The following is a 20,016-nucleotide window of genomic DNA, read 5'->3' on the forward strand; positions in this document are numbered from 1 at the left end:
GGTCGTGTTGGCCGGCCAGATGAGCCGCCCCATGCGGAGAATGAAATGTCCGATCTGTTGAAGAACATCGATGCACGCACCCGGCTAGCGGGCACCAACAAGCTGGAGATCCTGCTGTTCACGCTGGGTACGGATCAGCGTACCGGCCGCCGCGAGACGTTCGGCATCAACGTGTTCAAGGTCCGCGAGGTGATGCGCACACCGCAGATCACCGCCGCGCCTGAAATGCCTTCGTCCGTCGAAGGCATGGTCAGCTTGCGCGGCGTGCTGGTGCCGGTGGTCGATCTGGCCAAGTACGTCGGCATCGGCGCCGATACGCCGCGCGACATCATGATCGTCACCGAGTACAACGGTCACACCCAGGGCTTCCTGGTCGAGGCGGTGGATACCATCCTGCGGCTGGACTGGTCGCAGATGCGGGTGCCACCGGAAATGCTCACCGCCAACATGGGCGGCCTGGTCACGGCGGTTACCGAGCTGCAGGGCAACAAGCTGGTGATGATGCTGGACGTGGAGAAGGTGCTGTCCGAGACCACCCGCTACGACGACGCCTTCCTGTTCAAGGACATCGAGGCGATCGAGGACGGTTCGCAGCACACTGTGTTCTTCGCCGACGATTCTTCCGTCGCGCGCAAGCAGATCACCCAGACGCTGGACATCCTCGGCGTGCGCCATGTCGGTTCGGTCAATGGCCGCGCAGCCTGGGAGGAACTCAAGAAGGTCGCCGCCCATGCCGATGCGACCGGGCGCAAGGTCAAGGATATGGTCAGCCTGGTGCTGACCGATGTCGAGATGCCCGAGATGGACGGCTACATCCTGACCAAGCACATCAAGTCGGATCCGCGCTTCGAGGGCGTGCCGGTCATCATGCATTCGTCGCTGTCGGGGATGTCGAACCAGCAGCTGGGCAAGTCGGTCGGCGTCGACGAGTACGTGCCCAAGTTCGAACCCCAGCGCCTGTCCCAGACCCTGCGCCGGCTGCTCAAGCGCGACTTGGCCGGAAACGAGTGAGGTAGGTCATGCTGAATCTGGATCACAAAGACAACGCGCTGCTCGAGGCGGTCGACGGCCGCACCATGCTGGCAGGTTCCAACCGGATGGAGATCCTGCTGTTCTCGCTCGGCACCAGCGAGACCTTCGGCATCAACGTGTTCAAGGTCCGCGAAGTCTCCAAGACGCCCTTCATCACCAAGGCGCCGAACATGCCCAACGGCGTCGAAGGGCTGATCTCGCTGCGCGGCAATGTCATCCCGGTGCTGTCGCTGGCGAAGATCCTCGGCGTGGCCCGGCCAGGCGCGGGCCTGGGCGGTTCGATGATGGTCACCGAGTACAGCAAGCGCACGCTCGGCTTCCTGGTCGAGGAAGTCGACCGCATCATCCGCGTGGAATGGGACAAGGTGCGCACGCCGGACAACGTCGCCTCCGGCGTGAATGGCTACATCACCGCGATCACCGAACTCGCCGACGGCAAGCTGGTGTCCATCCTCGACGTCGAGACCATCCTCGCCAACACCTTCGGCGAAGCCATCGTCGGCAACATCGCGCCGATCAGTGGCGGGCACGAGGTCAACGTGTTCTTCGTCGATGACTCGGCGGTGGCACGCCGCAAGATCACCGAGGTGCTCGACAAGCTCGGCGTGCGCCACAAGCATGCGCAGAACGGCATGGAGGCCTGGACCCGGCTCGAAGGGATGGCCAGCCATGCCCAGCAGATGGGCCGCCATGTCGCCGAGGAGATCGACCTCATCATGGTCGACGCCGAAATGCCGGAGATGGACGGCTACGTGCTGACCCGCAACATCAAGAACGACTCGCGCTTCGAGGGCATCCCGGTCGTGATGCACTCGTCCTTGTCGTCCGACGCCAACCGGGCCATGGGAAAACGGGTCGGGGTCGATTCTTACGTGGCAAAATTCGACGCCGATGTGCTCGCCGAAACCTTGCGGCCGCTGTTGCAGCGGGCCCGAGCGGTCTGAGCCCTCCCGGCAAGCGTCAAGCGTAATACGGAGACCAATATGGCCGATCCCAAGATGAAATTTCTCGTCGTCGATGACTTCTCGACCATGCGCCGCATCGTGCGCAACCTGTTGAAGGAGCTCGGCTACACCAACGTCGATGAAGCGGAGGACGGTGCGGTCGCGCTGCAGAAGCTGAACAGCGCACCGTTCGACTTCGTCGTCACCGACTGGAACATGCCGAACATGGACGGCCTGACCCTGCTGCAGACCATCCGTCAGACGCCGCAGCTCAAGCACCTCCCGGTGCTGATGATCACCGCGGAGGCGAAGAAGGAAAACATCATCGCCGCCGCCCAGGCCGGCGCCAGCGGTTACATCGTCAAGCCCTTCACCGCAGCGACGCTGGCCGAAAAACTGGAAAAGATCTTCGAGCGGCTGGGCAAGAGCACCGTCGCCTGAGCGGGCTGCGCAAGAGAACAGAACAGGGAGCCAGAAGATGGCGAAGAAGATGAAGTTCGACGAATCGGGCGATTCCGACGATCTGCAGGCATTGTTCGACAGCATTGCTTCGACACCTGCGCCGGCGGTGGTCGAACCGGTGCGCGTGGTCGCGCCGACAGCGCCGGCTGCGGCAGCCAGTGGCGGCGCCGGCGACAACGACGAGTTGCAGGCCTTGTTCGATGCCGTTGCGGCGGAATTCTCCGAGCCGGCGACCAGTGCGGCGCCGGCCACGGCATCCGGCCAGGCGGCCGCGGGCGATGAGCATAGCTGCGATGTGGTGTTCACCCGCCTCGGCCAGCTCACCCGTCAGGTGCACGACATGCTCGGCGAACTCGGATTCGACAACGCGCTGCAGGAAGTCGCCGAGGCCATTCCCGATGCGCGCCAGCGTCTGACCTACATCGCGCAGATGACCGAGCAGGCCGCCAGCCGGGTGCTGAACGCCACCGACATCGCGCGCCCCATCCAGGACAAGGTGGAAAGCGATGCGGAAGCGCTGCAGGCGCGCTGGGACAAACTTTTTGCCCAGGAATTGTCGGTCGAAGAGTTCAAGGCGCTGACCCAGGAGACGCGTGGCTTCCTCGGTACGGTCGCGGAAAGCAGCCGGGCGACCAATGCCCAGCTGCTCGAGATCATGATGGCGCAGGATTTTCAGGATCTGACGGGCCAGGTCATCAAGAAGGTCGTCGACATGGCTCAGACGCTGGAGTCCCAGCTGCTGAAGGTCCTGCTCGAAGTCACCCCGCTGGAAAAGCGCAGCGAGAAGCACAGTGGCCTGATGAACGGCCCGGTGGTCAGCAGCGAGGGGCGCGACGACGTGGTCACCAGCCAGGGACAGGTCGACGACCTGCTCGAGAGCCTGGGTTTCTGAACATGCCGGGGCTGCGGCCCCGGAGCAGTCTTGTACGACCGGCACGTCCGGGAGCCGGTGGGCGCGCGTCGCCACCGCACACGAAAGAACGGGAGCTTGAGCCATGAGTGACTTTGCCGGTATGGAAGACTTGCTGCAGGACTTCCTGATCGAAGCCGGAGACCTGCTGTCCGGCGTGGACAACAAGCTCGTCGATCTCGAGCGTTCGCCCGACGACCGCGGCCTGCTCAACGACATCTTCCGCGGTTTCCACACCATCAAGGGCGGCGCAGGCTTTCTCAACGCCACCGAGCTGGTGACGCTCTGCCACCTCACCGAGAACCTGTTCGACAAGCTGCGCAACGGCGAGCTGTCGATCACCGCCGAAGTGATGGACATGATCCTCGCCGCCACGGCGTCGGTGCGCGACATGTTCGGCGATCTCGAACGCGGCACGCAGCCGGCTGCGGCCGATCCCGGGCTGATCAGCGGTCTCAAGGCGGTGATTGCCGGCGAGGCAGTGATTGCCGCCGCCACCCCGGCCGCGCCCGCTTCGGCGGCAGCGAGCAAGTCGCCGCCGCCCAAGACCGGCGGTGGGGCCAAGGAGCCGGACTGGGATCTGCTCTACAACGCGGTCACCGGCTTGCCGGTGTCGGTGACGCCGCCGCGCGCGCAGCCGGCGCCTGTCGCCCAGGTCCTGGAGGCTGTACCGGCGGTGCCGGAGAAGAATCCCGAGGAAATCATCCAGGCGGCGATCGGCCGTCGTGCGACCGACAAGCCCGGCGCCGCGGCAGTCGGCCGGCGCGAGGGCGAGCGCCAGCGCGACAACTCCATCCGCGTCGATACCGCCCGCCTCGACCAGGTGCTCAACCTGTCCGGCGAGATCGGACTGACCAAGAACCGCCTCAATGCGCTGCGCAGCGACATCCTCTCCGGTCGCAACGATACCGAGACCCTGCATGCGCTCGATCTGGCGGTGAGCCAGCTCGACCTGCTGGTGTCCGACCTGCAGAACGCGGTCATGAAGACGCGCATGCAGCCGATCGGCCGGCTGTTCCAGAAGTATCCGCGCATCGCCCGCGACCTTGCCCGCAATCTCGGCAAGGACGTCGAACTGGTGCTGGCCGGCGAGGAAACCGAGATCGACAAGACGATGATCGAGGATCTGTCCGATCCCATCATCCACCTCATCCGCAATGCGGTGGACCACGGTGTCGAGGACAAGGCCGAACGCCTTGCCAGCGGCAAGCCGGAGAAGTCCATCGTGCGGCTCGAGGCGCGCCAGGAGGGCGATCACATCGTCATCATGGTGGCCGACGACGGCCGTGGCATGAATGCCGAGCGCCTGCGTGCCAAGGCGCTGCAGAAGGGCCTCATCACCGACGAAGAGGCCAACACCATGGACGAACGCCAGAGTTTCAATCTGGTGTTCCTGCCCGGTTTTTCGATGGCAGCGCAGATTTCCGACGTCTCCGGCCGCGGCGTCGGCATGGACGTGGTGCGCACCAATATCCAGAAACTCAACGGTTCGATCGACATCCGCTCGGTGCAGGGCAAGGGCACCACCTTCGTCATCAGCCTGCCGCTCACCCTGGCCATCCTGCCGGTGCTGCTGGTGCGTCTGGGTGAGCAACCGCTGGCGGTGCCGCTGTCGATGGTGCGCGAGATCCTGCCGATCGACGTCAGGGAAGTTCAGGAAGTAGGCGGCCGCGCCACCATGGTGGTGCGCGGCGAGGTGCTGCCGGTGCTGCCGTTGGCCTCGCTGCTCGGCTGGCCGCAGGAGCGTACGCCGGAGTACGGCGTGCTGATGCAGACTGCCGAACTCTCCTTCATCCTGGCGATCGACAGCTTCGCCGGCCGTGAGGACGCGGTGATCAAGTCGCTCGACGACTTTCGTCCCAAGGGCGTGGCCGGTGTCACCACGCTGTCCAACGGCCAGATCGTGCTCATCCTCGACATGAAGGAACTGCTTGGTGCCGCCGGCGACCACCGCGGGGTTGCGCGTTCCGTGCTGGTGCGCGAGCAAGCCGTTCCCGTGCTGGCCTGAGCTGTTCCCGCTTGCCCCCATGCCACCCGCCGCCGTCAGGCGGCGGGTTTGTTTTGTCCGGTCCGCTTGCCTAGGATGAAACACGGGGACCACCTTGGCAGCCCCGACGGGGGCGGACATGGCGGGGTTCGATTTCGATCACTGGAGCGAGTTGGCCAAGCGCGATCCCGCGGCCTTCTTCCGGGCGCGGCGCCGCCTGATTGATCGTTTCATCGATGCGCATCCGGCGCCGCAGGCGAGTCGCCTGCGCGAGATGCAGGCATTCATCGACTGTGTGCGGGTGGCCTCAGGCACACCGATGTGCGCGGTACGCAACATCACCAGCATGATGCAGGAACGGATGGAGCTGCTGCGCCGTCAGGGGCGGAGCTAGATGCCGCGAGCCTGCGTCTGCGCGAGGTGGTGAGCCACCTCGAAGAACATATCTGAAACGCCCGCCCCCGACCCCGGCGCGGGCCTCTTGTCCGATCAGGCGGTCAGTTCAAGCAGCTTGGCGAAGGCCTGTTCGAACTGCTTCAGCCCGTCCAGCTGCAGGTTCTCCCGATTGTGTCCATATCCAGGCCCATGTGGGCCAAGGTGGTGTAGTGCGCCCGTGCGGCGTCTACATCCAGAGTGAGCGTGTCGGCGATCCTGCCGTGGTCGAGCAGGGCCGCCAGGGTCGCGTCGGGCAAGGTATTGACCGTCTCGGCACCGATCAGCGGCTCGACATAGAGCAGGTCGCTGTAGGCCGGATTCTTGGTGCCGGTGCTCGCCCACAGCATGAACTGCGGCCGTGCGCCGGCAGCGCGCAGCTCGGCAAAAGCCGGCCCGTGGAAGCGTTCCAGGTAACGCTGGTAGGCCAGTTTGGCCATGGCGACCGCGCTTTTGCCGCGGCTGGCGAGACCCGCGTCCCTTGGCTTCGAGCAGACCGTCGACCAGGGTGTCGACGCGCGAAAGGAAGAGACTGGCCACCGACATCACGGTGGCCGGATCGCCGCCTGCCGCCTTGAACCGGGAGAGACCCTTGAGGTAGGCGCCGGCCACGGCATCCACATGAGCGAGCGAGAACATCAGGGTGACGTTTACGCTGACGCCCTTGGCAATCAGCTGTTCGATGGCTTGGATACCGGCAGCGGTGGCCGGCACCTTGACCAGCAGGTTGGGGCGGCATACCGCGGCCTTCAGGCGCAGGCCGGCCGCGACCGTGCCGTCGACGTCGTGGGCCAGCGCTGGCGATACCTCCAGGCTCACATAGCCGGCGTCGCCCTTGCTGTCGCGGTGCAGCGGCAGCAGCAGGTCGCAGGCGCGCTGCACGTCGGGGATCACCAGCGCTTCGTAGCGTGCTTCCGCGCTCAGATCCTGCGCCTTGAGCGCGGTCAGGTCGTCCTGGTAGTAGCGGCCGTCGGCGATCGCCTTGTAGAAGATGGCCGGATTGGTGGTGACGCCGGCAACACCGTCCTCCGCGATGAAGCGGGCCAGGTGGCCGTCGTTGAGCAGCGTGCGTGAGAGGTTGTCGAGCCAGACTTGCTGGCCATGCTGGCGGACCTGGAGCAGCGGATTCATGGCGGTGGAGCTGGGCTTAGCGCGGAAGTAGGTCGGAGACGGCATTGTGCCCCGTATCGGCCGTGCCCGGAAGCCGCGCCAGCGCGGAATGCCAGCCGAGTGCGTTCGCCACCGCGGCGAAGTCGGCCGACGGCGCCGTCTCCAGGACCAGCGGTCGACCGGTATGCGGATGGCAAAGTTCGAGGCGCAGGCAGGCGAGCAACAGACGGTCGCTGCCGAACAGCGTCTGGAACAGCCGGTTGTGCTTGCCTTTGCCGAAGGTGGAGTCGCCGATGATGGGGTGGGCGATGTGCTTGAGATGGCGCCGCAACTGGTGGCGGCGCCCGGTCTCGGGCTCCAGTTCGACGAGGGCGTAGCGGCTGCTCGGGTAGCGGTCGACCTGATGCGGCAGTTCGACGACGCCGAGGCGCCGATAGCGGGTCAGCGCCGGTTGGGGCGTGTCGTCGCGCCCGGCGGGAACATGCTCCACGGGATCGAAACGGCGGCTCAGGGCGTGATCGATCAACCCCCCTTCGGGCGGATGGCCGCGCACGATCGCGAGGTAGCGCTTGCCGACCTGCCGACTCTCGAATTGGCTGGCGAGCCGGGCGGCGCTGTCGCGGTCGAGTGCGAACAGCAGTACGCCCGATGTGCCCTTGTCCAGCCTGTGCACCGGGTGCACATGGCGCCCGATCTGGTCGCGCAGCATCTGCACCGCGAAGCGTTCCTCGTGGGCGTCCAGTGCGCTGCGATGGACGAGCAGGCCGGACGGCTTGTGGATGGCGACGAGGTGCTCGTCGCGATAGAGGATGTCGAGCACCGGGGCCCTCGTCGCGTGCAAAAAAAGAAAGCGACCCCAGGGGTCGCTTTCCGCGTGGCAGGTGCCGGGCACCCGCGAACCTGAGCGATCAGGCGAAGTTCTTGGCCGCGAATTCCCAGTTGGCCAGCTTGTCGAGGAAGGTGGCGACGAAGTCCGGGCGACGGTTGCGGTAGTCGATGTAGTAGGCGTGTTCCCACACATCGATACAGAGCAGGGCCTTGTCGCCGGTGGTCAGCGGGGTGCCGGCGGCGCCCATGTTGACGATGTCGACCGAGCCGTCGGCCTTCTTCACCAGCCAGGTCCAGCCGGAACCGAAGTTGCCCACGGCGGAAGCCTGGAAGGCCTTCTTGAAGTCGTCGAAGGAGCCCCACTTGGCCTTGATCGCGTCGGCCAGCGCGCCGGTCGGCTCGCCGCCGCCGTTCGGCTTCATGCTGTTCCAGAAGAAGGTGTGGTTCCAGACCTGGGCGGAGTTGTTATACACGCCGCCGGCCGGGGCCTTCTTGATGATGGCTTCGAGGTCGAGGGTCTCGTACTCGGTGCCCTTGATCAGGTTGTTCAGGTTGGTGACATAGGCTTGATGGTGCTTGCCGTAGTGGAATTCCAGCGTTTCTTCCGAGATGGCCGGCGCCAGGGCGTTCTTGGCGTAGGGCAGGGCGGGCAGGGTGTGTTCCATCGAGTTCTCCTGTCAGTATTCGTTGGGGGGTAAAGTCCGACAATTCTAGTCAGGATTGGAGTTCGATGCCAATCCCGACAGCCGGTGATCTTAAGCCGATCCGGGGTTTTCGGAAACCGCGGCGACTGCAAATGCATATCCCGCTACGCGCGGACGGCCGGCGCGAGCGCAAGCCGCCCGGCGCTTGCGTGTCTGGCGCCTCAATCCGGCGTGGTTCGGTTGACCTGCGTGTGCAGGGTGCCGTCGGCCAGTTGCACGCTGACTGCATCGCCGACCTGCACCGCCGCAGTCGAGCGCAGGATGCTCCCGGTGGCATCGCGCGCGATGCTGTAGCCGCGAGCAAGCACCGCTTCGGGCGCGAGGTGCTGGAGATGGGCGCGCAGCGTGTCGAGTTGCTGGTGACGATGGTGCAGCCAGAGGTCGGCAGCCCGCGTCAGCCGAAGGGCCAGCTGCCGTTGGCGGTCGCGTTCGCGTGCAAGGTCGGGGCGGCGGGTCGCGAGCCGGAGTTCGAGGCGTCCGTGGGCGTGCCGGGCGCGCTGCAGCTGCTGCGTCATGGCGGTGCGCAGGCGTCTCGATAGCGCATCGATGTCGGCACGGGCGCGCTGCAGTCGCTGGCGCGGATGGACGAGCTGCAGTGCGGCGCGGTCCACCCTTTGTGCTGCGCTCTCCAGGCGTCGCCGCAGCGCGTGGGTGAGGCGGTGCCCGGCCGTGGCGAGGCGGTCCTGTGCGGCGTGAAAGCCTGCGCTGGCGAGCTCGGCGGCACCGGTCGGCGTCGCCGCGCGCAGGTCGGCGGCAAAGTCGGCGATGGTGAAGTCGGTTTCGTGGCCGACCCCGCTCACCACCGGTATCGGGCTGCAGCGGATGGTGCGCGCCAGCGCCTCGTCGTTGAAGGCCTGCAGGTCCTCGATGCTGCCGCCGCCGCGAACCAGCAGGATGAGGTCGATGCCGTCACGATCGGCACGTTTCCCCGCCTGTTCGAGTGCGATCGCCAGTTTGGCGGCGGCGTCCTGGCCCTGTACCGGCGCCGGATAAAGCACGACCGGCAGTTGCGGTGCGCGCCGCCTGAGCGTTGCCAGCACGTCGCGGAGGGCGGCGGCGGCCGGCGAGGTGACGATGCCTATGCCGCGCGGGAAGGGCGGCAGCGGACGCTTGAGCAGCGGGTCGAACAGCCCCTCGGCAGCGAGTTTTTCCTTCAGGCGGGTGAAGGCTTCGAACAGGTTGCCGATGCCGGCCGGTCGCAGCGCCTCGATCCCGAGCTGGTAGTCGCCCCGGACCTCGTACAGCGTGACCAGGGCGCGGGCTTCCACCCGCATGCCGTTTTCGGGGCGGAAGGCCAGCAGCTGCGCGCGGTTGCGCCACATCGCGCAACGCACCTGCGCCTGCTCGTCCTTGAGGGTGAAGTACAGGTGCCCGGACGCGGCCCGGGTGAGGTTGGAAATTTCGCCGGCGACCCACAGCAAGGGAATCGAGGACTCCAGCACCTCGCGCGCGAGACGGTTCAGGGCCGACACCGTAAGCACTTGAGCGGACAGGGATAGCGGCGTTTTTTCCGGCGTCGGGTCGGTGAAATTCATGGCCCGGATTGTAGCGCAATCCACAGGGCCGAAGCCCTGTCAAGCCGAACAGCGCAAGTCCTTGATCCGATTAGGTGGATTTAATAAGTATCTGTTTTAAAAAGATTTAATTTGTTGCCTCTTTTTTCAGCGGAGCAAGGGAAGGCTTGTGGCGACAAGGGTTTGGGGCAACATCCCGAATCAGTCCACAAACTTATCCACAGCTTTTGTGGATTGCTGCGGCCATCCCGCCTCTCTGATGACGATGGCGTTGCGGGCTTGCCGTGTCCGATTCCGGGCGCTAGAGTGCCGCTTTTTACCGGGGAGTGTGCGCGTGTTCGAGATCATCCAGGCTGCCGGTTGGCCGATCTGGCCCTTGTTGCTGGCGTCGGTCATTGCAGTGGCACTGATCATCGAGCGCTCCATTTCCCTGCGTCGCGCCCGCGTCGTGCCGGCCGGCCTGCTGGACAAGGTGCTGACCGACCTGCGCAATCACGGCGCATCCAGCGAGATGATCGGCCGCGTCGCAGCCCATTCCCCGCTCGGTCGGGTCCTGGCTGCCGGTCTGCGCAACATCGGCAGCACGCGCGAGGTGATGAAGGAGGCGATCGAAGAAACCGGCCGCGCCGTGGTGCACGAGCTGGAACGTTTCCTCACCACCCTGGGCACCATCGCTTCGGTGGCGCCCTTGCTGGGCCTGTTCGGCACCGTCATCGGCATGATCGAGATCTTCGCCTCGCAGGGCGTTGGTGGTGCCAACGCGGCCCAACTCGCGCACGGTATCTCCGTTGCTCTCTATGCCACCGGTTTCGGCCTCGTCATCGCCATTCCAACGATGATTTTCTGGCGCCATTTCCGCCGCCTGATCGACGATTTCGTCATCGACATGGAGCAGCAGGCGATCAAGCTGGTCGAGGTCGCCCAGGGCGACCGGCGCGGTTGAGGGCGATGTCCATGAATTTCAGGCGGGGCGCCCGTAGCGAGGAGCCGGAGATCAACCTGATCCCGTTCATCGACGTGTTGCTGGTCATCGTGATCTTCCTGATGCTGACCACCACCTTCTCCAAGGTGTCCGGGCTGGAAATCAACCTGCCGACCTCCGCGACGGAAAGCAGCGACACCGTTCCCAACGAGATCGCGGTGGCAGTGACCGCCGCGGGCGACGTGCTGGTCAATCGCCAGCCGGTCGGCGGCAAAGGCATAGACGCGATCGCGGCGGCGCTCGGCAAAGCCATGCCGGGCAGCGGTGCAGAACCCGTCGTGGTCGTCAGCGCGGATGCCAAGACTGCCCACCAGAGCGTGGTCGATGTCATGCAGGCCGCGCAGCGGGCGGGGCTCGCCCACATCACCTTCGCCACCCAGACGCCGGCGAACTGAGGCAGCGACGATGGCCGAGCGCGGGCAGATGCCCTCCGCCCCGGCGTTCTGGCGCGAACGTGGCGCGCGCGCTTGGCTGCTGTTCCCGGTTTCCCTGCTGTTCGGCCTGCTTGCCGGGCTGCGACGCGGGTTCTATCGGATCGGCCTGTTGCGCGCGGTACGCTTGCCGGTGCCGGTCATCGTCGTCGGCAACATCGCCGTCGGCGGCAGCGGCAAGACCCCCACGGTCGATTGGCTGGTCGCGCGGTTGAAAGCGTCAGGCTGGCAGCCCGGCGTTGTCAGCCGGGGCCATGGCGGTACGGTGGACGAGTTCGCCTCGGTGCCGGCGGACGGCGATCCCGCGGTGTTCGGCGACGAGCCTGTGCTGCTTGCCCGCCTCACCGGCTGCCCGGTCTTCGTCGGCCGCGACCGTCCGCGGGTGGCACGGGCCCTGCTGGACCGGCATCCCGAGTGTGACGTCATCGTCTCCGACGACGGCATGCAGCATTACCGGCTGGCACGCGATGTCGAAGTGGCGGTGGTCGATCCGGCCACGCTCGGCAATCGCTGGCTGCTGCCGGCCGGCCCCTTGCGCGAACCGGTGTCCCGGTTGAAGGCGGTCGATGTCGTGCTGCTCCACGGCGACGCTCGTTCGGCACGGGGTGCCGTCTGGCCGGCACCGACCTTTGCCATGCATTTGTCCGGCAGCCTGTTCAGGAGGCTCGCCACGCCGGCCGACCGCTGTGACGCTGCGGCCTTCGTCGGTCGCCGCGTGCATGCGATCGCCGGGATAGGCCGGCCCGAACGCTTTTTCGATCAGCTCATGGCCATGGGGCTGGACGTGGTGCCGCATCCCTTCCCCGATCATCACCGTTTCACGGCGGCCGACCTCGATTTCGCGCCCGGAGAACCGAAGCTGATGACCAGCAAGGATGCGGTAAAATGCGCGCCTTTCGCGCCGGCCGACACCTGGGAGTTCCCGGTGCAGGCCGAAATCGGTTCGGGTGCCGCCGAACGCATCCTGGAGAAACTGAACAATGGACGCCCGCCTGCTTGAAATTCTCGTCTGCCCGATCTGCAAGGGGCCGCTGGATTACCTGAAGGACAAGCGCGAACTGGTGTGCAAGGCCGACCGCCTGGCCTTCCCGATTCGTGACGGCATCCCGGTGATGCTGGAAGAAGAGGCGCGCACCATGAGCGCTGAAGAAGTGGATGCCCTGCGCTGACGCGCACGCCGTCATGGGCAAGGGGTTTCGCATTGTCATCCCGGCGCGCTTCGCCTCCAGCCGCCTGCCGGGCAAGCCGCTCGCCGACATTGCCGGCAAGCCGATGATCGTTCGTGTGCTGGAGCAGGCCTGCGCTGCCGGCGCGGACGAGGTCTGGGTCGCAACCGATCACGACGGCGTGCGCGAGGCGGTCGAGGCGGCCGGCGGGCGGGTCGTGATGACCCGGTCCGACCATCCTAGCGGTACCGATCGCCTTGCCGAAGTGGCTGGCCTGCTGGGGTGGCGGGACGAGGACATCGTGGTCAACGTGCAGGGCGACGAGCCGCTGATCGACGTCAGCATCATCACCGCGGTGGCACAAGAGCTGGCCGACGATCCGGAGGCCGCGATCGCCACCGCGGCGCACCCGATCCACGACGCGGGCGATGTCTTCAATCCCAACGTGGTCAAGGTGGTGTGCGACGCCAGGCGCCGCGCGCTGTACTTTTCGCGCGCGCCGATTCCCTGGGCACGCGACGCCTGGGCCGATGCGGGCGGCCGTGTAGCGATTCCGTCCGGCATGCCGGTGCTGCGCCACGTCGGGCTCTATGCATACCGCGTCAGCTTCCTGCGGCGCTATGCGGAGCTGACGCCGGCGCCGATCGAGCAGTGGGAGGCGCTGGAGCAGTTGCGCGCGATGTGGCACGGCTACCGCATCCGGGTGCTCAGCCTCGATGCGGCACCGGCAGCCGGTGTGGATACGCCGGAAGATCTGGAGCGGGTGCGGGCCGTTTTCACCGCGATGGCGGGCTGAGCCGGCGGTGCCTGTCGCAAAGCCGACATCGGGTAGTCCATTGTTTGACCACACCCGGCGACTCGGTTAAGTTTCGGCCTTTTAGTTCATAAAGTCAGGCCGCGCAGTAACGGCCGAAATATCGGGAGGGTGTATGCGACTGATTCTGTTGGGACCGCCGGGAGCGGGCAAGGGCACGCAAGCGAACTTCATCAAGGAGAAATTCGGCATTCCGCAGATCTCCACCGGTGACATGCTGCGCGCCGCGGTCAAGGCCGGCACGCCGCTGGGTATCGAGGCGAAGAAGGTGATGGATGCCGGCGGCCTGGTTTCCGACGAAATCATCATCGGCCTGGTGAAGGATCGCCTGCAGCAGGACGATTGCAAGTCCGGCTACATGTTCGACGGCTTCCCGCGCACCATTCCGCAGGCCGACGCGATGAAGGATGCCGGTGTGCCGATCGACTTCGTGCTCGAGATCGACGTGCCCGACAGCGAGATCGTCGAGCGCATGAGCGGCCGCCGTGCCCACCTCTCTTCGGGCCGTACCTACCACGTCAAGTACAACCCGCCCAAGATCGAAGGCAAGGACGATGTCACCGGTGAAGACCTGGTGCAGCGCGACGACGACAAGGAAGAAACCGTCAAGAAGCGCCTCGACGTCTATCACGCCCAGACCAAGCCGCTGGTCGAGTACTACAGCAGCTGGGCTGCGTCCGGCGACGCCAAGGCGCCCAAGGTGCGCAAGATCTCCGGCCTCGGTGCGGTCGACGCGATCACCGCACGCGCCTTCGACGCCCTCAAGTAAGCAGCGCGCGTTTTTTTGTCGCCGGGCCACCCCAAGACAGAAAACGCCCCCTCGGGGGGCAGCGCCGCCATGTAGTGGCAAGCGTGGCAGTCGTTTTTCGCGCTCAGAACGCGGTCGGTGCCGAACCCGGTGCCGGCCGCGTTTGTCTTTGCAGGTATGAAGCGGCCTTCGTGCCGCCATGTCGAATCGCCGCACACCGATACCGATGACTTCCAACGCCGCTTTCAATCTTCTCTACGCGCAATCGGGCGGTGTCACTGCCGTCATCAATGCCACCGCTGCAGGCGTGATCGAGGCTGCGCGCGAGCACCCGGACGAGATCGGTACCGTGCTGGCCGCCCGCCACGGCATCCTCGGCGTACTCGATGAGAACCTGTTCGATACCGCGGCCCTGTCCGCCGACGAACTGGCACGGCTGGCACGCACGCCGGGCGGGGCCTTTGGCTCCTGCCGCTTCGATCTCGATCCGATGGAGCGCAATCCCGCCCAGTACGACCGCCTGTTTGCGGTGTTTGCCGCGCATCGCATCGGTGCTTTCCTTTACAACGGCGGCAACGGTTCGATGGACACGGTGGCGCGCCTGTCCGCGGCGGCGCGCGCGCGCGGCTACCCCTTGCGCTGCATCGGCGTGCCCAAGACGGTGGACAACGATCTGGAAGGCACCGACTGTTCACCCGGTTTCGGTTCGGCGGCAAAGTACCTTACCACCTCCATGCTCGAATCCGGCCTGGATCTGGCCGCGATGTCCAGCCGTCGCGGCCGCGTCTTCGTCATGGAGGTGATGGGGCGCAATGCGGGCTGGCTGGCTGCGGCTACCGCGCTTGCCGCGCGTGGCGAGGACGAGCCGCCGCACATCGTGCTGCTTCCCGAGGTGCCGTTCGACGAGGCCACCTTCCTCGCGCGGGTGCAGGCTGTGGTGGAGCGCCTGGGCTACTGCGCGGTGACCGTGGCCGAGGGCATACGCCGCGCCGACGGCAGCCTGGTGATGGAGCAGTCGCATGATGCGCTCGGCCATGTCCAACTCGGCGGCGCCGGCCAGTGCATTGCCCGGCTGGTCGAAGCGAGGCTGGCTTACAAGCACCACTGGGCGATTCCCGATTACCTGCAGCGCGCGGCCGGACACTGGCGTTCGGCCACTGACGTGGCACAGGCGAAGGCGGTGGGGCGGGCCGGGGTGATGTACGCGCTGGCCGGTCTCGATGGCGTGATGCCCGGCATCCGGCGGCTGGCCGACCAGCCTTACCGCTGGGACGTGCAGCCGATCGATGTGGCAGAGGTGGCCAATCTGGAGCGGCGCGTGCCGGCACGTTTCATCCGCGCGGACGGCCTGCATGTCACCGCGGAGGCCAAGGCCTATCTCGCACCGCTGCTCGAAGGTGAAGTCGAGGTGGAGACGCGCGCGGGCCTGCCGGACTACCTGCGTCTGGCCTGGACTTCGCTGCCCCGGCAGCTGCCGGCCTGGACCGGCTGAACTGCGGCATGTCGATGCGCGCCTTCGGCCGGCTGGCGTTCGCGGCCCTGTGCGCGGGCGCCTGGGGGGCGCATGCCGCCGGGTTGCCGCCGCAGCCGGAAGGTGCGACCGGATTCGAGGCCAGGCCGGCGGTCCGTGCGCCGCGCGCGATGGTCGTCACGGCCAACCCGCACGCCACCGATGCCGCCGTCGCCGTACTGGCCGAAGGCGGCAGCGCGGTCGATGCGGTGATCGCGGCAGCCTTGGTGCTGAACGTGGTCGAACCGCAGTCCGCCGGCTTGGGTGGTGGCGGTTTCCTGCTGAATTTCGATGCCGCATCGCGTCGCATCAGCGCCTGGGATGGCCGCGAGACGGCACCGGCTGAAGTCGACGAACGCTGGTTCCTGCGCCCGGACGGACAAGCCATGGGCTTCTTCGACGCCGTGGTCGGGGGGCGTGCGGTCGGCGTGCCCGGCTTGCCGAAACTGCTCGGCGAGGTGCATCGACGGCATGGCCGGCTGCCTTGGCGGCGGCTGTTCGAGGCCGCCATCCGGCTGGCGGGCGAGGGCTTTCCGGTCTCCCCCCGGCTGCATGCCCTGATCGCGCGCGATCCCTTCCTGGCGAGCGATGCCGAGGCGCGGGAGCGCTTTTACGATGCGCATGGCAGGCCGCTCGCGGTCGGCGCGACGTTGCGCAATCCGCCGCTTGCCGAACTGCTCCACATGGTCGCGGAGCAAGGCGCCGACGTCTTCTACCGTGGCGGGATCGCGCGCGACATCGTCGCCGCAGTCCGGCGCGAGCCGGCCGCCGGCAAGCTGGCGGAAACGGATCTTGCCGGATATAGGGTGATCGAGCGGCGCCCCCTGTGCGGCGCCTATCGCCACTGGACGGTATGCGGCATGCCGCCGCCGAGCGCCGGTGGCGCCAGCGTGCTGGCCCTGCTCGGCATGCTGGAGCGCTTCGACCTGCCGGCGCTCGATCCGGATTCCGCCTTTACCACACACTTGTTTGCCGAGGCGGGCCGCCTGGCCTATGCCGACCGCGATGCTTGGTACGGCGATCCGCCAGCCATGCCGCTGAGTCCGGCGCGGCTGCTGGATCGGCGCTATCTGACCGCGCGCGCGGATGGCATCGCGCTGGATGCGAGCATGGGCTTTGCACAGCCGGGGGTGCCGGTGTCCGCGCCACCGGCGACGGCGGCGATAAGCCCCGAACTGCCGGCCACCACGCATGTTTCTGTGGTCGATGCGGACGGCAATGCGGTGGCGCTGACCGCGTCGATCGAGAACGCCTTCGGCAGCCGGCGCATGGTGCATGGCCTGCTGCTCAACAACCAGCTCACCGATTTTTCGTTCCGGCCGGAGGATGCACGCGGTAAGCATCCCAACCGTGTTGGCCCCGGCAAGCGGCCCTTGAGCTCGATGGCGCCTACCCTGGTGCTTGCACCGGACGGCCGATTGCATGCGGTGCTGGGGTCGCCCGGCGGCAGCGCCATCATCAACTACGTCGCGGCGACGCTGGTCGGCCTGCTCGCCTGGCAGTTGCCGCCGGACGCGGTGCTGGCACGCCCGCATGCCGGCAGCCGCAACGGGCCGACCGAGGTGGAGGACGGGCCTGCCGGACGCGAACTGGCCCGGCGCCTGGGGCTCTTCGGCCACGAAACGGTGCTGCGCGAACTGACCAGCGGTACCAGCCTGATCGTGCGCGAAGGCGATGCCTGGGTGGGCGCAGCCGATCCGCGCCGCGAGGGCAAGGCGGCGGGTTACTGAATCGTCACCACCCCGCGGCCGGGTGCGGCAGCCGCGGGGCGGTGCGCCGCGATCTGACGGTCCGGCCGGCCGATGTGGTAGCCCTGCGCGTAGTCGATGCCGAAGTCGTGCAGCATGTCGAGCACCTCGGCCGACTCCACGAACTCGGCGATCACCTGGATGTTGAGCGCGCGCGACAGCTCGGTGATGCTCTGCACGAAGATCTGGTCGCGTTCGCTGTTGATCATGTTGGCGATGAAGTCGCCTTCGATCTTGAGGAAGTCGAAGGGGAAGCGGCGCAGGTAGTGGAAAGACGAGAAGCCGGATCCGAAGTCGTCGATCGCCAGCCGGAAGCCCTCGGCCTTGAGGTCGCAGATGAAGCGTTCCAGCAGCGACAGGTTCTTCACCGTGTCGCGTTCGGTGATCTCGAACACGATGCGCTCGGGGGCGATGCCGGAGGCGGCGACGATGGTGCGTAGCGTGCGGGCGAATTCCGCCAGCACCAGCGCGCGCGGCGACAGGTTGAAGAAGATGTGGCCGTCGAAGTCGCTCTCGCGCACCCTGGCGAGGGCCGCTTCGATGACGATGGCGTCCAGACGGTGGATCACGCCCATCTTCTCGGCGATCTCGATGAACTGGTCGGCGCGCAGCAACTGGCCGTTCACCTCCAGCCGCGACAGCACTTCCACCGCCGCGATGCGGCCGTCCTCCACCCGCATGATGGGCTGGAAGAAGGGGATGATGCGGCGCTCGTTGACGGCGTTGAGCACCGCCAGGCTCATCTCGGAGACGTCGCGGAACACCGCCATCACGTCCTCCTCGGTCGGCACCACCACCCGTTCCTTACCCTCGGCCTTGGCGCGGTACATCATGTTGTCGGCGAAGAGGAAGAGATCCTTGCCGGCGGTGGCGTGGTCGGGATAGACCGCCAGGCCGATCGACACCGTGCCCCGGATCGGATCGTTGTCCGGCACGTCGAGGGCGATGTCGCGGGTCACGTCCAGCACCCGGCGTGCGATCGCATGGCCTTGTTCCAGCTCGGTTTCGGGCAGGATCACGACGAACTCGTCGCCGCCGTAGCGGGCCAGGATGTCACCGCCGCGCAGCGCGCCCTGCATGCTGCGCGCGAACTGCTGGAGGAAGCGGTCGCCGGTGGCGTGGCCGTAGTGGTCGTTGATCAGCTTGAAGTTGTCGAGGTCGATCAGCAGCAGGGTGGCGCGGCTGTCGTGGCGCCGGCTGCGGTCGATCTCGTAGTCGAGCAGTTCCCAGAACACGCGCTGGTTGTAGAGGTCGGTGAGCGGATCGCGAGTGGCGTAGTACTCGAGGTCGCGGGTGTATTTGTGGATGGCCTTGATCGAGCCGACCACGTTCAGCAGGGTCGACAGGATGGAGTCGAGCACCAGGTTGTGGGTCTGGTCCACCGCGCCGGCCGACTGCACGCCGATGCCGACGATGCTGCCGATCTTGGGGCGGTCGACGAAGAAGGACTTCACCCGCAGCGTCAGCGCCACCGCATCCACCGGCTCGGTTGCCGGCTTTGCCGGATAGTGGTGATGGATGTTGAGCAGGGCGGGATCGGAGAAGCGCGGGTCGTCGCGCAGGGTGTCGCGCACCACGCCCTCGATCTGCGCGCGGGTCGCGGCGCCCGGCTGCACATGCCAGAAGATCTCGACGTCGAAGAGTTCGTCGTCGATCTGGAACACCGAGAACAGCACATGGGCGTCGATGATGGTGTTGATGTCCTCCAGCAGCCTGCCGACATAGGCGCGCCAGTCGCGGATCACTTCCGAGGTGATGACGAATTTCTCGAGCAGGCCGATCTCGAACAGCAGGATGTCCTTGTCCACCGCGATGGTGCGCAGCCGGCCGGCAAGCCCGCCGATGGCCTCGTGCACCCGCTCGATCTCGCTGAAGCTGTGGCGGTGCTTGCCGGGAGTGAGGTGGCGCAGGTCCGACACCTTGTTGATCGAATCGAGGCTGCGTTCGACCTCGCTGACGCTGCGCGAGATCAGGCGGCCGACCCACCACACCGCGGTGCCGGCGAGCAGCAGGCCCAGCAGCAGGCTGGGCAGGGCGCTCAGATAGAAGGCCGAGCGCGCATGCTGCAGCACCTGGGCATAGGGCTGGCTGACCTCGATCGCGCCCAGCACCTCGCCCACGCCGGCGTTGTCGTGGCAGCCGAGGCAGCGCGCCTCGGCCTTCAGCGGAATCGCACTGCGGAACACGCCGTCTGCCAGCCGGTCGGCGGCTTCGCCGTGGCGCAGGGCGGCATCCACCAGCGCGTCGGGAACAGGCTGGGCGATGCTGCCGTAGCGGGCCTCGACCGCGGCGCCGCGGTAGATCGCCACCTTCAGGCCGGATTCGCTGCTGCCGGCGTGGATGCCGTCGAGAAAGCGTTCGGCCTGCGCGCGCGTCCAGCCCTGGCTCATGATCCCGTACATCGCCGCAAAGCTGACGCGGGCGGCTTCGCGCGCCTGATCGCGGGCGTGGGTGCTGAAGGCCTGTTCGAACGCCGAGCTGATCGCCCACCAGCTGCCACCGGCAAAGATGATGCCGACGGCGGCCGACGTGGCAATGATGAAGGCCTTGAGGTTCATGGTGGCGGAGGTGTCGGGGTAAACAGCCCGGAACGATACTGACTGCCCAATTTAGGCATTTGCGCTAGATCAAGAATCGACGGCGGGCGGGGCGCACAGGCCTTCGGCGGATGTGGCAGGTGTCACGGAGTCGTGG

18 protein-coding genes and 1 pseudogene are annotated in these 20,016 nt (G+C 66.6%); 14 read left to right on the top strand and 5 right to left on the bottom strand.

Features of this window, described 5'->3' with window-relative positions; translation table 11 throughout:
• Positions 1-45 precede the first annotated feature (45 nt).
• The 6 genes from CJ010_RS09075 to CJ010_RS09100 all read left to right on the top strand — a co-directional run bounded on the left by CJ010_RS09075 (position 46) and on the right by CJ010_RS09100 (position 5,729).
• Positions 46-1,011: a chemotaxis protein gene (locus CJ010_RS09075; RefSeq protein WP_141017735.1), complete on the top strand. Its 966-nt coding sequence runs from the start codon at positions 46-48 to the stop codon at positions 1,009-1,011.
• 8 nt (positions 1,012-1,019) lie between these two features.
• Complete coding sequence (locus tag CJ010_RS09080; RefSeq protein WP_141017736.1) at positions 1,020-1,976, top strand: chemotaxis protein; 957 nt, start codon at positions 1,020-1,022, stop codon at positions 1,974-1,976.
• A 39-nt stretch (positions 1,977-2,015) separates the two neighbouring features.
• The gene (gene cheY, locus CJ010_RS09085) at positions 2,016-2,417 is read left to right on the top strand and encodes a chemotaxis response regulator CheY (RefSeq protein ID WP_011765193.1); all 402 of its coding nucleotides are present in this window, start codon (positions 2,016-2,018) and stop codon (positions 2,415-2,417) included.
• A 37-nt stretch (positions 2,418-2,454) separates the two neighbouring features.
• Positions 2,455-3,330, top strand: a complete 876-nt coding sequence (gene cheZ / locus CJ010_RS09090) for a protein phosphatase CheZ (RefSeq protein ID WP_141017737.1) — start codon at positions 2,455-2,457, stop codon at positions 3,328-3,330.
• 103 nt (positions 3,331-3,433) lie between these two features.
• Positions 3,434-5,356 carry a chemotaxis protein CheA gene (locus tag CJ010_RS09095; RefSeq protein ID WP_141017738.1) on the top strand — a complete coding sequence of 641 codons (1,923 nt, stop codon included), beginning with the start codon at positions 3,434-3,436 and terminating at the stop codon, positions 5,354-5,356.
• Positions 5,357-5,474: 118 nt separating this feature from the next.
• The gene (locus CJ010_RS09100; RefSeq protein ID WP_141017739.1) at positions 5,475-5,729 is read left to right on the top strand and encodes a DUF3135 domain-containing protein; all 255 of its coding nucleotides are present in this window, start codon (positions 5,475-5,477) and stop codon (positions 5,727-5,729) included.
• 95 nt (positions 5,730-5,824) lie between these two features.
• Here CJ010_RS09100 and tal read toward each other — a convergent pair.
• The 4 genes and pseudogenes from tal to xseA form a co-directional block, all read right to left on the bottom strand.
• Positions 5,825-6,898, bottom strand: a pseudogene (gene tal / locus CJ010_RS09105) (transaldolase).
• A 16-nt stretch (positions 6,899-6,914) separates the two neighbouring features.
• Positions 6,915-7,697 carry a pseudouridine synthase gene (locus tag CJ010_RS09110; protein ID WP_141017740.1) on the bottom strand — a complete coding sequence of 261 codons (783 nt, stop codon included), beginning with the start codon at positions 7,695-7,697 and terminating at the stop codon, positions 6,915-6,917.
• 88 nt (positions 7,698-7,785) lie between these two features.
• Entirely contained in the window at positions 7,786-8,370 is a 585-nt protein-coding gene (locus CJ010_RS09115; protein ID WP_141017741.1) for a superoxide dismutase, read from the bottom strand.
• Between the two features lie 200 nt (positions 8,371-8,570).
• Complete coding sequence (gene xseA / locus CJ010_RS09120; protein WP_205754921.1) at positions 8,571-9,944, bottom strand: exodeoxyribonuclease VII large subunit; 1,374 nt, start codon at positions 9,942-9,944, stop codon at positions 8,571-8,573.
• 313 nt (positions 9,945-10,257) lie between these two features.
• Between xseA and CJ010_RS09125 the strand changes: the two genes are divergently transcribed.
• The 8 genes from CJ010_RS09125 (at position 10,258) to ggt (ending at position 17,304) form a co-directional block, all read left to right on the top strand.
• The gene (locus CJ010_RS09125; protein WP_141017742.1) at positions 10,258-10,866 is read left to right on the top strand and encodes a MotA/TolQ/ExbB proton channel family protein; all 609 of its coding nucleotides are present in this window, start codon (positions 10,258-10,260) and stop codon (positions 10,864-10,866) included.
• Positions 10,867-10,877: 11 nt separating this feature from the next.
• Complete coding sequence (locus CJ010_RS09130; RefSeq protein ID WP_141017743.1) at positions 10,878-11,300, top strand: biopolymer transporter ExbD; 423 nt, start codon at positions 10,878-10,880, stop codon at positions 11,298-11,300.
• A gap of 28 nt (positions 11,301-11,328) precedes the next feature.
• Positions 11,329-12,336 (top strand): tetraacyldisaccharide 4'-kinase, encoded by a 1,008-nt coding sequence (gene lpxK / locus CJ010_RS09135; RefSeq protein ID WP_141017744.1) that lies wholly within the window; start codon positions 11,329-11,331, stop codon positions 12,334-12,336.
• Entirely contained in the window at positions 12,317-12,505 is a 189-nt protein-coding gene (locus CJ010_RS09140; RefSeq protein ID WP_141017745.1) for a Trm112 family protein, read from the top strand. Before lpxK ends, CJ010_RS09140 begins: the two co-directional genes overlap by 20 nt.
• Positions 12,492-13,298: a 3-deoxy-manno-octulosonate cytidylyltransferase gene (gene kdsB, locus CJ010_RS09145; protein ID WP_240794538.1), complete on the top strand. Its 807-nt coding sequence runs from the start codon at positions 12,492-12,494 to the stop codon at positions 13,296-13,298. The genes CJ010_RS09140 and kdsB overlap by 14 nt, the downstream gene beginning before the upstream one ends.
• Before the next feature lie 133 nt (positions 13,299-13,431).
• Complete coding sequence (gene adk / locus CJ010_RS09150; RefSeq protein WP_141017746.1) at positions 13,432-14,085, top strand: adenylate kinase; 654 nt, start codon at positions 13,432-13,434, stop codon at positions 14,083-14,085.
• A gap of 205 nt (positions 14,086-14,290) precedes the next feature.
• On the top strand, positions 14,291-15,556 hold the full coding sequence (locus tag CJ010_RS09155; RefSeq protein WP_141017747.1) for a 6-phosphofructokinase: 1,266 nt from the start codon (positions 14,291-14,293) through the stop codon (positions 15,554-15,556).
• An 8-nt stretch (positions 15,557-15,564) separates the two neighbouring features.
• Complete coding sequence (gene ggt, locus CJ010_RS09160; protein ID WP_240794539.1) at positions 15,565-17,304, top strand: gamma-glutamyltransferase; 1,740 nt, start codon at positions 15,565-15,567, stop codon at positions 17,302-17,304.
• On the opposite strand, the gene CJ010_RS09165 is transcribed toward ggt, so the two are convergent.
• Positions 17,298-19,880: a bifunctional diguanylate cyclase/phosphodiesterase gene (locus tag CJ010_RS09165; RefSeq protein ID WP_141017748.1), complete on the bottom strand. Its 2,583-nt coding sequence runs from the start codon at positions 19,878-19,880 to the stop codon at positions 17,298-17,300. The two genes, ggt and CJ010_RS09165, sit on opposite strands and share 7 nt — an antisense overlap.
• Positions 19,881-20,016 lie beyond the last annotated feature (136 nt).

This window comes from Azoarcus sp. DD4 (genome assembly GCF_006496635.1).
GTDB lineage: Bacteria > Pseudomonadota > Gammaproteobacteria > Burkholderiales > Rhodocyclaceae > Azoarcus.

Excerpts from the sequence above, each read along its gene's own strand:
- CJ010_RS09075 (WP_141017735.1), top strand. The coding sequence starts at position 46 with ATGTCCGATCTGTTGAAGAACATCGATGCACGCACCCGGCTAGCGGGC.
- CJ010_RS09155 (WP_141017747.1), top strand. The coding sequence starts at position 14,291 with ATGACTTCCAACGCCGCTTTCAATCTTCTCTACGCGCAATCGGGCGGT.
- ggt (WP_240794539.1), top strand. The coding sequence starts at position 15,565 with ATGTCGATGCGCGCCTTCGGCCGGCTGGCGTTCGCGGCCCTGTGCGCG.
- cheZ (WP_141017737.1), top strand. The coding sequence starts at position 2,455 with ATGGCGAAGAAGATGAAGTTCGACGAATCGGGCGATTCCGACGATCTG.
- CJ010_RS09100 (WP_141017739.1), top strand. The coding sequence starts at position 5,475 with ATGGCGGGGTTCGATTTCGATCACTGGAGCGAGTTGGCCAAGCGCGAT.
- lpxK (WP_141017744.1), top strand. The coding sequence starts at position 11,329 with ATGCCCTCCGCCCCGGCGTTCTGGCGCGAACGTGGCGCGCGCGCTTGG.
- xseA (WP_205754921.1), bottom strand. The coding sequence starts at position 9,944 with ATGAATTTCACCGACCCGACGCCGGAAAAAACGCCGCTATCCCTGTCC.
- CJ010_RS09115 (WP_141017741.1), bottom strand. The coding sequence starts at position 8,370 with ATGGAACACACCCTGCCCGCCCTGCCCTACGCCAAGAACGCCCTGGCG.
- cheY (WP_011765193.1), top strand. The coding sequence starts at position 2,016 with ATGGCCGATCCCAAGATGAAATTTCTCGTCGTCGATGACTTCTCGACC.
- CJ010_RS09080 (WP_141017736.1), top strand. The coding sequence starts at position 1,020 with ATGCTGAATCTGGATCACAAAGACAACGCGCTGCTCGAGGCGGTCGAC.
- CJ010_RS09095 (WP_141017738.1), top strand. The coding sequence starts at position 3,434 with ATGAGTGACTTTGCCGGTATGGAAGACTTGCTGCAGGACTTCCTGATC.
- CJ010_RS09140 (WP_141017745.1), top strand. The coding sequence starts at position 12,317 with ATGGACGCCCGCCTGCTTGAAATTCTCGTCTGCCCGATCTGCAAGGGG.
- adk (WP_141017746.1), top strand. The coding sequence starts at position 13,432 with ATGCGACTGATTCTGTTGGGACCGCCGGGAGCGGGCAAGGGCACGCAA.
- kdsB (WP_240794538.1), top strand. The coding sequence starts at position 12,492 with ATGCCCTGCGCTGACGCGCACGCCGTCATGGGCAAGGGGTTTCGCATT.
- CJ010_RS09165 (WP_141017748.1), bottom strand. The coding sequence starts at position 19,880 with ATGAACCTCAAGGCCTTCATCATTGCCACGTCGGCCGCCGTCGGCATC.
- CJ010_RS09130 (WP_141017743.1), top strand. The coding sequence starts at position 10,878 with ATGAATTTCAGGCGGGGCGCCCGTAGCGAGGAGCCGGAGATCAACCTG.